Annotated in this window: 13 protein-coding genes; 8 read left to right on the top strand and 5 right to left on the bottom strand. The window is 62.2% G+C overall.

Annotation, left to right across the window (positions count from 1 at the left end; genetic code table 11):
• Positions 1–14: 14 nt before the first annotated feature.
• Positions 15–398, top strand: a complete 384-nt coding sequence (locus QFZ23_RS23490; RefSeq protein ID WP_306927134.1) for a hypothetical protein — start codon at positions 15–17, stop codon at positions 396–398.
• A gap of 821 nt (positions 399–1,219) precedes the next feature.
• A complete protein-coding gene (locus QFZ23_RS23875; RefSeq protein WP_444861255.1) occupies positions 1,220–1,609 on the top strand; it encodes a DUF7793 family protein in 390 nt (129 codons plus the stop codon).
• 141 nt (positions 1,610–1,750) lie between these two features.
• On the opposite strand, the gene QFZ23_RS23485 is transcribed toward QFZ23_RS23875, so the two are convergent.
• Complete coding sequence (locus QFZ23_RS23485) at positions 1,751–2,011, bottom strand: GlsB/YeaQ/YmgE family stress response membrane protein (protein WP_306927133.1); 261 nt, start codon at positions 2,009–2,011, stop codon at positions 1,751–1,753.
• Between the two features lie 509 nt (positions 2,012–2,520).
• Between QFZ23_RS23485 and QFZ23_RS23480 the strand changes: the two genes are divergently transcribed.
• From QFZ23_RS23480 to QFZ23_RS23470, 3 genes are all read left to right on the top strand, one after another.
• Entirely contained in the window at positions 2,521–4,869 is a 2,349-nt protein-coding gene (locus QFZ23_RS23480; protein ID WP_306927130.1) for a multicopper oxidase domain-containing protein, read from the top strand.
• A gap of 264 nt (positions 4,870–5,133) precedes the next feature.
• Positions 5,134–5,823: a hypothetical protein gene (locus QFZ23_RS23475; RefSeq protein WP_306927127.1), complete on the top strand. Its 690-nt coding sequence runs from the start codon at positions 5,134–5,136 to the stop codon at positions 5,821–5,823.
• 558 nt (positions 5,824–6,381) lie between these two features.
• A complete protein-coding gene (locus QFZ23_RS23470; RefSeq protein WP_306927125.1) occupies positions 6,382–6,528 on the top strand; it encodes a hypothetical protein in 147 nt (48 codons plus the stop codon).
• A 122-nt stretch (positions 6,529–6,650) separates the two neighbouring features.
• Here the strand turns inward: QFZ23_RS23470 and QFZ23_RS23465 are convergent, their stop codons facing one another.
• From QFZ23_RS23465 to QFZ23_RS23455, 3 genes are all read right to left on the bottom strand, one after another.
• Positions 6,651–7,709 carry an EAL domain-containing protein gene (locus tag QFZ23_RS23465; protein ID WP_306927124.1) on the bottom strand — a complete coding sequence of 353 codons (1,059 nt, stop codon included), beginning with the start codon at positions 7,707–7,709 and terminating at the stop codon, positions 6,651–6,653.
• Positions 7,710–8,020: 311 nt separating this feature from the next.
• Complete coding sequence (locus tag QFZ23_RS23460) at positions 8,021–8,362, bottom strand: hypothetical protein (protein ID WP_306927123.1); 342 nt, start codon at positions 8,360–8,362, stop codon at positions 8,021–8,023.
• 272 nt (positions 8,363–8,634) lie between these two features.
• On the bottom strand, positions 8,635–9,138 hold the full coding sequence (locus QFZ23_RS23455) for a hypothetical protein (RefSeq protein WP_306927121.1): 504 nt from the start codon (positions 9,136–9,138) through the stop codon (positions 8,635–8,637).
• Positions 9,139–9,943: 805 nt separating this feature from the next.
• Here QFZ23_RS23455 and QFZ23_RS23450 point away from each other — a divergent pair.
• Together QFZ23_RS23450 and QFZ23_RS23445 are read left to right on the top strand one after the other, a co-directional pair.
• Entirely contained in the window at positions 9,944–10,318 is a 375-nt protein-coding gene (locus tag QFZ23_RS23450) for a response regulator transcription factor (RefSeq protein WP_306927119.1), read from the top strand.
• Positions 10,319–10,436: 118 nt separating this feature from the next.
• Positions 10,437–10,742 (top strand): histone-like nucleoid-structuring protein Lsr2, encoded by a 306-nt coding sequence (locus tag QFZ23_RS23445; RefSeq protein WP_306927196.1) that lies wholly within the window; start codon positions 10,437–10,439, stop codon positions 10,740–10,742.
• Positions 10,743–11,150: 408 nt separating this feature from the next.
• On the opposite strand, the gene QFZ23_RS23440 is transcribed toward QFZ23_RS23445, so the two are convergent.
• Positions 11,151–11,333 (bottom strand): hypothetical protein, encoded by a 183-nt coding sequence (locus tag QFZ23_RS23440; protein WP_306927118.1) that lies wholly within the window; start codon positions 11,331–11,333, stop codon positions 11,151–11,153.
• Here QFZ23_RS23440 and QFZ23_RS23870 point away from each other — a divergent pair.
• The gene (locus tag QFZ23_RS23870; protein WP_444861256.1) at positions 11,253–11,513 is read left to right on the top strand and encodes an STAS/SEC14 domain-containing protein; all 261 of its coding nucleotides are present in this window, start codon (positions 11,253–11,255) and stop codon (positions 11,511–11,513) included. The two genes, QFZ23_RS23440 and QFZ23_RS23870, sit on opposite strands and share 81 nt — an antisense overlap.
• The last annotated feature ends 173 nt before the right edge of the window (positions 11,514–11,686 follow it).

The raw sequence follows: 11,686 nt of genomic DNA, 5'->3' as shown, positions 1-11,686 counted from the left end.
TGTGGGTCCCTACGATGCCTCAAAAGGACAGCGAACCTTCGATCACGGCGCCACGCCTGCCGGACCCGGGAACCAAGCCCTATCGGATAGCCCAGTGGAAACACCTGTGGCGTGATGAATTCGTCGAGCTGCGCCGCGGCAACCGGACGGAAGGTGTCGGGTGGGTCGACGACATCACCGAAGATGGCACCACCATGTGGATCCACCTGAGTGCGGGAAACGGGCGCGTCATGCTTCATCAAGAGGACGGAATCGACGTCTGGCGGGTGGACGCCCGTATATGTCAGGACCGCCCCTCCGCTGACAATCTGAGAAACCACTCGACTGCGGCGGGACGGCCAGGCGATCATCCGGATCGCCACCTATCGCAACGACTGCCGTCCCGCCGCTCCGGTTAATGCCGTGTGAGGCTGCAGGTGTGGGTCTCCAGGAAGCCGCTATGGTTACCCCTTGGTGCATTTTGATGTTTTCGCCATCACATCACCCATCCGATCACCCGTCCACCGACCTTGGGCAACGTGTCCCGGGTAGTGCCCAGCATCCATCCTCACATCGGCCTCAAGGATCCGTTGCGCCGACCCACACGACTGAGTTCGCCGCAGCTGCAGCCTCCGAAGCCGGAGACGATGCCGTAATCGATGGCGCCACAGTGATGGCGTGGACCGTCATCGACCTTGCCACGGGACCAGACTCGTGGCTTCCAGAGGAACTGGCGGGGCGGGTCAGGTTTGGGCACACCCCAACCTGACGTCAGAAAACTGCTCTGGAAACGTCAGAGTAGAGTCCCTGTTCGTTTAACTGACGCACCCAGGCGAAGGTCTTAGATCTCAAACTGGCACATCTGGTCGCGTGAGACTAATCAGTCAGCGTGATAGCGGCAGACGGAGCGCACAGCTGATCCCTCGGCGCGTACGGCGTCCAGCAGGGCTCGATTTGGGCGTGTGCGAACTTCCGTTCTGCTACAGAAGTCACCACACAATGCCCAGCAACCGCTCGCCTGCTTCATGGGTTTGCCGCTCCATGATGCCTTCTCCTCCTCAAGATTGGGTATGAATTGTCCAAGGATGAACACAATTTTGAGCTTCCTGGGGAAGGTGTCCCGAGGGCCACCACCAAATTCAAGAAACAAAGTGCCGGCCCTGCGAGTAGTCAGTGCTAACGGCGCAGCGTGGATTAGGGTCATGACTTGGGGGACCCAAAATCAGTCGGGAAGGACCCCATGCGCAGTATTGAAATCACTGATAAAGGCACTCTTGAACACGTGGACGGAATCCTCCGACTGTCTTGGCGAAAGGGCCAAACCATTGGGATTGAGGATGTTCACTGCGCAGTCGCTGCCATAGATGCGCTCGGTCAGGGAAACAGCTTGCCGATGCTCATACTCCTTGAAGGGGTGAATTTCACCCGGGAATCCCGAAAAGTCTTTCCGTCGCAGGGAAGCGTTTCCCGGATTGCGCTATTGGGTTCGTCTCCCGTGGACTATGTCATCGCACTCTTCGTTCTGCGGGTAAGTCCGCTGCCCTACCCGGTCAGCTACTTCACCTCGTCAAGGAAGGCCATGACTTGGCTTCGCAGGGGCACCGGCCCCACACCCGAAGGAAAGCCGTAACCGCCCATGCGAGCGGCACCAACTTCCGCGCTTCCGCAGGCTGGCTGTGGAGACGGCCCGCCGATTGGGGGAAACGGCGGGCCTTCAACAGCAAAGAATATAGAGCGGGAACAAGAACAACGATGGACAATCGGTGCTGGGTCAGCGGCGCAGTGACCTGCGGCCGGCAACCGCTTCGGCCGTGCCCACCAGAAGCACCGACGCGATGACGGCCACGATGAAGCCCAGGAAGTTCAACTCAAAAATGTTCCCCGTCCCCAGCAGTGACGCCACCACTCCGCCGATCACCGAGCCGACAAGGCCCAGCAAAAGAGTGGCGAGCAGGCCGAGGTTCTGCTTGCCCGGCTTGATAAGGCGGGCGAGTGCGCCGATGATGAGGCCGGCAATGATGAATCCAATCACGATGTGCTCCTTCGTCGTGGTTTCTGCCGCAGCGGCATCCTCCTAAGCACTGACCGTACCCCGGCCGCCGTCGGTTTATGCCGGTGAAAGCCGGTTAAGCGGGTCCGCGGGCTCTCCTCGATTCCTCAACGGCGAGCCCAACCCTAGGACACCTCCCCGCTAAGTCCGCTGCCGCATCCAGTTTCCCGAACAACCCAGTCCACCCTCTTGCTCCCGCACGGGCAGCCGGAGGGTGGACCGGCTGTTGTCTGTCCCGAGATCCATCCATCCCACCCGGTCTCGAAACCTTTCCCTCTCGAAACGCTAGGCTTACAAGACGTGACACCGGACGGGAGACGCCTGTGGCCTACGGATTCTCCTATGTCAAGACATGCGTGTCGATAGTCGCGCCACAAGCTTTCCCTAGGCTGCGGCCGCAACCATGAGTCCTGTCTGTAAGCGCGCAATTGGGGGCGTTCTGGACTCTCCTGCCAACTCAGTTCCGGTCCCCAGCACCCTGGAGGTCGGCCATGGCAATTTTGGATATCCACATCAACGATGGATTCGTTCCGATGGTGGACGGATCGCTGGTCTACCACCGGGGCTTCGGGGAGCGCCGCACCGCACTGAATGATCCGAAGCCGGCGCTGGCCATGAGCCCGCGCGTCATCACGGCGAACGGACGGGTGGTGGCCAGCCGCACCTATCCGCTCAGCGCCCCGCCGCCGCCCCACGGGCGGCCGCAGCCTTTGCGGCCCGATGCGGCGAACAAGGGCGAGTACTTTGTCCGCCGTGGACACTGGGCGAGTTACTTTCCGGAGCGGACACTGATCGCCGAGACGGGCAGCACCATCCAGATCATGGTGCACAACAACCTTTCCCAGCCGCATGAGCTCCGGTTTCACCGGGCCGGGCCGGGCGGGGCCGACGTGGGATCCGGTGCCGTTGCCCCGGGAAAAACGAAGCTTCTGCAGTTCAGGGCGCCGCTGCCCGGGACCTACGTGTTCACCGATCCCGGCAACCAGCCCGTAGAACGGACCCTGGGCCTGTATGGTGCGCTGGTGGTCATCGATCCCGGCAACGCGTGGCGGCTTGCCGCCGGTGCGGCTGAGTTCGAGCGGCAGTGGCTGTGGCTGTGCCATGACGTGGACTCGAACTGGGCGCGCATTGCATCCCGGGGGCAGACGGTTGACCCTCTGGCCGTCCCGGCGGAGCCGGACTATTTCACCATCAACGGCTTTTCGGGCTTCCAGTCGCTGGCCGTCAGCACCGACAAGGAACTGGACGAACGCCGTGACCAGGACACCCTCGCCTCCGGGTTCCCGCGGGAAACCGACGTACGGAACTTCAGCGCCTCCCCTGCCGCCGGGGCCATCCTCACGGGGCAGCTGATGAGAATGGTCAACGCCGGAATCGTGGACCACCAGCTGCACTATCACGGCAACCACGTGTGGACGGTGCGCGCCAACGGCATCGACTTTCCCCGGTCCAACGGCCACGTCACACCCCAGGGTGATGTCGTCCTTCAGCAATGGGAGGACACCATCCAGCTGCAGCCGCTGGAACGGAAGGAAGCAATACTTCCGGTACGCCGCCCGCCCGAGGTGGTGGACCCCGTCTGGAATGCGCGCAACGAGGACTGGAAATATCCGATGCACTGCCACGCGGAGCCGTCCCAGACTGCCCGGGGCGGCCTGTATCCCGGCGGACTGGTCGCAGACTGGGTGCTGGCCGCGACACCCACGCCTGCCCCTGGAACCCCGCCCACCGCTGCAGATCCCCACCAGCTGTTCCGGAGCCAGGTGGACTTCGCGTCAGACCAGCCCCATGAAGGCAGCCCGGAGACTGAGTTTCCGCTGCCGCCGAACGTCGCCAAGGAGTTCGACTTCTTCAACCGGAAGCTGACCTTCCCCGACGGCTCCGAGCACGAAGTGTGGAGCTTTGAGGCGGACAAGTTTGGCCGCCAGCTGCCGGGCACGACGCTTCGGCTGACGGAGGGTCAAATCTTCCATGGCACGGTCAAACCGGGCAAGCGCGTCCACACCATCCACTGGCACGGCATTGAGCCGGATCCGCGCAATGACGGTGTGGGCCACACGTCCTTCGAGGTCACAGGGCATTACACGTACCAGTGGCGGCCGGAAGTGGGCGAACCGGGCAACCCCAACCGTGGAGCCTCTGGCACCTACTTCTACCACTGCCACGTCAACACGCCCCTGCACGTCCAGATGGGCATGTTCGGTGCGGTCGTCGTTGATCCGCGTCAAAACCCTGCATCCCCCTGGCCCGCCGGCACACGGCGTCATTCCGTGAACGGTCCCCTCTACGACATCGACACCGAGACATTTATCGGCCCCTACTCCCTCGACCCGCGCTGGCACGAGCTCAACCACGCTGCGGGGCTCAACGGCGAGGACGTGGGCCTCAACCGGTTCCAGCCCAGGCATTTCTTCCTCCTCGGCGGCGCGATCGCCCACCGGCCAAGGGGTGACGACATCGTCTGGGCCATCTCTCAGATGCGGGCCAACGTGGTGCGGAACGGGAAATACCCAACCCTGGTGCGGATGGTGAACGTAGATTACTTCCCCACACGCACCACGTTCACCGACTCCGCGGGCAGGCCGGCCAAGATCGCGGAGCTCATCGCCCATGACGGCCGGCCCTTCTGGAACACCCCCAGCCCCACCGGACCTGCGGTCCAGCCCTCCCAGGCGGGGCAGCCGCTGCTGACCAACATCATCAAGTCCGGCGCTGCGGAGAAGTTTGATTTCCTGCTCCGCCCGGCCTCACCCGGAAGGTACACCATCAGCATCCAGTTCCTGCACTGGATCACCTCGGAGGTCCTGGCCACCAAGACAGTTACAGTCAACGCAGCCTGAACCCTTCCCCGCTGCTGCCCTCAAAGAGCGTCATGTCCCTCTGCGGATGGATCAAACGTGAAGGTGGGGGTCAAGCCCCCGGCGTCCCGACGGCCCTCGACCGGGCCCGCAGGCATTCCTGAAGATCGGCGGGCCAACCACCGGGAAACACAAAACATGCCCGCTGGACCCAGGCATGTTCTGACAAATCGGGCTTCACAGCCTTTCCGTAGGCTTCCCCCACAACACTTGACCTAGCCGGGAAAACAATATTGGGGAGCAGTCATGAACTTTCCTTCACCGTCCCCTGCCGCACCGCCCCTGAGCCGCCGGCAGTTTGGACTCATCATCGGGGGCGGAGCGCTCCTGCTGGTCGGCGGCGGGACTTACGGCGTAGTGTCCCGCAAGCCCGGCACCGGAGCAGAGCTGCCCACCGCCTTCGGGACGCTGTCCCTGGTCGAGGCCGGTCGCTTGGACAGGCTTGACGCGCAGGGGCAGCCTGCTGCCAAGTCGCTCGCCTCGGCAATATCGCAGGTCACGAACGGTCCGGACGTAGCCGCGGCGGCAGGAAAGCCCGGGGTACAGCGCGTTTCTGCGCGACAGGGCACCAGCGCCGCGGTCGATCATCACAACGGTGACCCCCTCCTGGACTCCGACTGGCCGCAACCAGGCAACTTCACCTGGGGCGACGTCGTGGTGCTGGAGATCGCGGTCCGTAACGACAGGCCTGAACCGGTGCTTTTCAGCCCGGGCCAGCTGCGTCTCAAGCTGCTGTCCTCAGGCATCACCGTAGCCCCGCAGGACTCCGACCATGGCCCTGGCACCATCGCTGCCGGCACCACCGAACAGGTCTGGATCAGCTATCTTGCCCCGCACGATTCCGTGGCCATGCAGATCGAGTACTCCGGGCCCGGAGCCAATGCTCCGCAGGCGCTCTCGTTGCCCCTGCTGACGGTTACCCGGGTGCAGTCCTGAACCTCCTGAACCTCCATACAGGGAGAAGGAGAGGGGCTGGCGGATTGCGTAGGTGATGCTGGCAGAAGGGAAAAGGTTGGTTGCACCTTCTCCCGGCGTTGTCGCCGACGACATACTCCGCCATCACCTCGACCGGCACCCCTGTTCCGTGAGGAATCCGCCTGACGGCGGCCGACTCCTTCGCCCAATCCAACTCGGTGTCTAGTAGTAAGAAAACGAAGGTGACCTTCCTCCGGAAAGTGGGGTGAGGCTGGGCTCGAATCCGAGCGAGTCCATTCGGCGATTGGAGCCGTTTTTTGTCGCGAAACCTTCCCGTCTCGAAACGCTATCGATACAAGACAGCTAGTGGCCCAAAGCCATGCGACATGAAGCGATCACAGAACGCCGCCAATTATCGGCAAACTCTACACACCGCCATTCTCGATTCCACCTATTCTTGAAATCCTTCGTTAGTGAGGAAGCTGGTTGTGTGATCTTGAGCCAACCTTGAGCTTGACTGTGTATATCTGATCGGTTGGGCTACGATCTGCAGGTTTGCTATTGAAAGGTAAGCCCGCTTTGGATTTCACTCGGTACCTGATCGGCCTCGCCGCGCTGATGGGCTTCATGCTCTTGTCTCTGCTGTGCGCGCATGTCCTCTTCCGGTGGGGGATCAATAGTCAGTACCGGCGTAAGAAGCCGGTCCAGGCGGGTCCGGTGGAATAGGCGCATGCCCTACATCGACATCAACCCGCACCGGCGGCGGCCTGGTCTCGGCATCCTCACCATCATGACCGCCGTCGTCGTGGTTCTGGCGCTGACCTCCCGTTAGTCGTCACCGCTTTAGCTTAGGTTTTCGATCCGCCAAGGTATGGCCCGGTGGCGGTGGTTTCTGCCTGAATGATCCAGGCAGACCAGTCAAGGGGATGCACCGAGGGCCGGCCCAGCAGGTAGCCCTGTCCTTCGGTCAGGCCTGCTTCCACGACCGCGGCGAGTTCTGCCTCTGTTTCTACGCCTTCGGCGGCCAGGACGGCACCCACTTCGAAGGCAAGCGCCACCACGGCATGGTCATCACGGGCCGGTGAGGCGGCGATGGCGGTGATGAAGTCCCGGTCGAGCCTGATGATGTCCGGCCGCAGGCTCAGGATCTGTGCCGGTGACGCGGCGTCGCTGCCGGAACCGTCCACCGCGACGCGCAGGCCGCGTTGGCGGAGCGGGTCCAGGGCTCTGGCCGCCGCTTCCCAGTCCCCGCTGTCGGCCGGTCCTGTCAGGTCCACGACGATCCTGTCCACGGCCACGTGGGAGTGTTCCAGCATCTCCCGGAGTGGCGCCTGGGTGAACGTCTTGGGGCTCAGGTTGAAGGCGATGAATAGATGCGGGGGGATTTCCCGAGCTGCAGATAGTGCGCACTGGAGAGCAGCGAGCTCCAGGTCCGTGCCAAGGCCAATGGCGGCGGCCTCCCTGAACCATGTGTCGGCGCTGGCTCCGTCCTTGCTCACAAACCTCGTCAGGGCCTCGAAGCCGGTAACTCTTCCGGCCGGCAGTTCCCTAATAGGCTGAAAAGCCGTCAGCAGCATCCTGTTGCCCAGCACGGCTTGGATTCTCTTTTTCGTGCGACGTTCGAAGGGAACGGGCCGGGGACCGGTATCCACGGACGCGGAGGGTGCCCTGTCCACGTCCTTGTCGGAGGGGACGTTGTTTTCCTCAGCGAAGTCCGTCTGATTTCGTGTGGCGATCAGGTGTTCCAGCAGCGCCCGCTCCGGATTCCCCGGGTACGCGGCCAGGAGCTCACGCAGCTGGGCCCTGGCCCAATCACGGTCAGGATCAGGATCCTTCAGGACGTCCTCGATCAGCTCCATGACCTGGCGGCGCAGAGTCAGGCAGTCCACGTCCTGTGGCGACTGCATCGCCGGTCCCCCCGGACCCGGTATCGGTTCTGCGCCGGCGGCCGGAAGAGAAAACTCGTCCCTGGACATCGGCTTATTCCTTTATGGGTGGGTGCCTGCCGGCTGAGCCCGGCAGCGGCCACCGCGCCTGCTGCCTTTCAGGGGCAGGAACGGGACGACCTGAGAGAACCATACCGCTAGACGAAAGGAATAAGACGGGGAAGGTATTTATTTTGATCCGGAATTGTCTGATTCCGGCATGCTTCTGTTCCGGGAAGGATAGGCCGGCCATTGGAATGGGCGTTCAGGTTGACGCAGCATCCACTGCGAATTTAGGGGCTTATCACAAGGCCCTGGCGGTGGGACTCGTAGAGGATCCGGAGAATGTTCCTGGACAGCAGCCGCTTAGTTGCGTCGACTGCCGGTGTATGGCCCAGCCGCAATTGCCGTTCCAGCGCTCCGGCGCATTCTTCCATCTGCCGGGCGCCGATCATCGCGGAAACTACCCTGAGGCTCACCGCATGGTCCAGGGCGCGTTCCCGGTCTTCGACCGCGATACCGGCAACGATGCCGCCGGTGCGCACCGGCAACAGAGCAAGGTAATCCTGGAAAAACTTCGCCGCCACGCTGTGCCCGGCCTGTTCCTCGAGTATCCGCAAGACCGTGGCGTCCATAACCTGCGGAGACTCATTCGCCGTCAAACCCCCAAATTTTCCTGGGCTGGAGGAGGACCGGTCGGGCGCGGGCGGCTGCCCGTGCCGTGAGGGCTGGCCTGCGGAGTGGTGCACACTGGTTCCGTTCTGGTTAGAGACACGCGCGCTGCTGCACGCCGCTTCGCCCATTCTGGCCACGAATTCTCAAGACCGGTGCACCGTATCCACTAAATAGGCTCAATTTTCCGGGCAGTCGTGGGGGCCGCCCTGACTGTTGCTGTTTGTTGCGGTTCCTAGAGGGGAGCGGGCAACTGGTGGGCAGCGTGGGCCTGCCGGGCGCGTTCCATCGCTTGCCGCGACACCGTGGACAGCTGCTCACGCCCGGTCACCCGGTACAGGTCGCTGGCCCATTCGAATTCGGCAGCGGCGTCCCTGTACCGGGCTTCATCAAAGAGACGCCGGCCAATCTCGTGGCGGACCATCGCTTCCCGGGCCCGGCTTGAGGCCAGCCGGAGCGCTTCCTCCTGCAGCCTCGCCGCCTCATGCCACCGGTAGCTGCGCTGATAAACCTGGGCCAGGACCAGCAGTGGCTTAAGCCGGTCCCGGGATTCAGCCAGCAATGGCAGGCCCTCACTCAGTGCTTCCTCATCGCGGTCCAGCAACGCCAGGAACCACACACGCTCCAGCGGTGGGCAACCGGCGAGCCGGCTTTCCACTGCCTCCCGGTCAAGGACCACATCCCGCAGCGTGCGTGGATCAGTACGCCAAATCTCTGCGCCGCCGCCCACGATAAGCACCTGCCCTTTTTGGAATCCTGAATCACCGGACGGTCGGTTTGTGCGCCCCTCAGCTCGTCCTTCCGGCCCCGCCCATGCTCTCATGCACGCAAGCATGTGCCGGCCACCGCCGTTCTATGTCTTTCCCGCAAGGGCAAAAACACTGGCAATCATCAGTCCCCTAGGACATGCCTGACACTTTCCCTCGCCCATACTTAAGCCCGAAGGCGACGGGTTCACCGCAAGGAACCCCATGCCCCTCCACCGCTTCCCGGCAGGCGGCCGGATCGAACTCGATGACTGCTTGGGTGTTCCCGAGGTGGAATTCAGGGGGTCGTCCAGGAGATCCATGCCAGCGCCGCCGTGGAACAAATCACCAGGCTCTGCACCGGGCACCCGCATCGTCCTCCTTCCTAGTCCAAATCCTGAAAGTCCAATGGACAGACGGCACGCCATCGCTGTCTCCACCGCTTCAAGTCCGCTGACCGCGCCGCCATCATCGGGTCCACCAGATCCTGTCAGGCCTGCTGGAACGCCTGGACGAAGTCCTTGAAACCACAGCCGCGGTCTCCGCCGGCCTTCCGTTGTTGGTTGTGGAAGGCAGGATCGGCGACAGGCTCCGCACTGCCCTCCCCGGAGTCCGCTTCGCACACGAAGACATCAGGGAATGGGCGTCGCGTATCTCCTGCTGAACTGGAAACCCGCACAAGCCGATACGGCATCAAAACTGCCGGCCTTTCACGCCAAACAGCACATAAATATCCGCTGCATATGTTTGATATGGTTCCCTCAAAGGCGGTACTGGGGCTGCCATAGGAGATGTGTCATGTTGGGGACCCGAACGGCTGTTGTAATTGAGGACGACGCGGACGTCCGCGGTCTCATCCAGGCAATCCTTGAGGCTTCAGATATTGACGTCCGGACTGCGGCAAGGGGTACCGCCGGCATCAACGCCGTACGGACAAATATCCCTGACATTGTCATCCTCGATTTCGGCCTTCCCGACATCAACGGCCTTGAAGTAATCAACCGGATAAGGGCCTTCAGCGACGTCTACATCCTCATGCTCACGGGCCACGAAGACGTGGCAGAGCAGGTCACCTCGGCGGGAGCCAACACGGTCATGACCAAGCCATTCCGCCCTCGTGCCTTGAAAGAACGCATCCACGAAGCATTGCAGCTTCAACTCCAAAAACCATAAAAGCGGTCATCGGTGGTGGTTGATCAACAGCGACTTCCGGTGGCGAAGGGCCACGTGCACTCAATGCCCAATTCGCGTGGAAGAACGCTGTTAGAATTTTCTGATGGCAATTTGAAGAATCATCGTTCTTGAAGACGACATCGACGGGTCGGCAGCCGAAGAAACAGTGCGCTTTGCCATAGATGGCAATTCCTACGAAATTGATCTCAATTCCGCTCATGCCGAGGAACTGCGCGCAACCGTTAGCCGGTATGCGTCAGCAGGCCGCAGAACGGCAGGACCGGCGGGAAAGACCCGCAGACCACCCTCCGGAAAAAGCAGGACCGGGAAAATCCGGGCCTGGGCCGAGGCTCAAGGCCTGAGCGTGAACAGCCGCGGAGCCATCAATCGGGAAATCACCGCGAAATACGACGCAGCCCACTAGTTCGCCGAGAGACCACGCGAGGGCCAAGGTAATTAAAAGGCCGTAGCCCGGCATATTGAGGGGCATACCGGGCTACGGCCCCAACTGTAGGCCGAGACCGGCACTCAACACCAAACGGGGCCAGGGCAAGGTCTTTACCCTGTACGCCCGATCGCTAAAGCCGGCTCCCGAACCTAAATGGACACTCTCTTTCCCGGGCCTTGGAGGTTGATCATGATCTGGCCGATCATCGCGAGGCCGCGCCCCCTGGGTGAATCGGCGACGATGTTGGCCATGCCCGGCCCCCCAGACTCCACCGGACGTGTTGGGAGCGGCTGTCGGGTGATGTGCAAACAAAAGCCTGTTCCGCCGAGTTACTAATGGGTGCCACCATGTTCTGGGCTACGGTCAGGGGTTGGATTGAAAAATTCACAAGATGAGGACCACATTCGCAGTCTCGACATAGCCGATAAGGGCACTATGGAACTCGCCGATGGATTCCTGCGGCTGCGCTGGAGAGCAGGCGAGACGATAGGGGCTGACGAGGCTCACGCCGCTCTTGAAGTCATCGACGCGCTGGGCCAGGGCGCGAGGCTTCCGATGCTGATACATGTTCAAGGGGTAAATTTCTCCCGGGCTGCGAGACGGGTCTTTCCTTCACCCTCGGACGTTTCCCGGATCGCGCTGTTGGGGTCATCCCCGGTGGATTACGTTATCGCCCTTTTCGTTTTGCGGGTGATCCCGCTGCCATTCCCCATCAGGTACTTCACTTCCTCCCTGGCGAAGCCATAACGTGGCTTCGCCGGGGACGCGATTGAGCCGTTGCACGCTAGATCGGGTATAGCAGCGACCCAGCGCTACGCGCGGTCGCCCGGAGTCATGGGCGGGTCTTACGGACAAGTCTTCTTCGCTGCTGGTCGCTCGTAGGGTCCGGGCCCCTTCGTCTGTAGGGGCGTAGACTCCCT

The organism is Arthrobacter globiformis (assembly GCF_030818015.1).
Lineage (GTDB): Bacteria > Actinomycetota > Actinomycetes > Actinomycetales > Micrococcaceae > Arthrobacter > Arthrobacter globiformis_C.
This window is presented reverse-complemented; position numbering and strand designations above follow the sequence as displayed.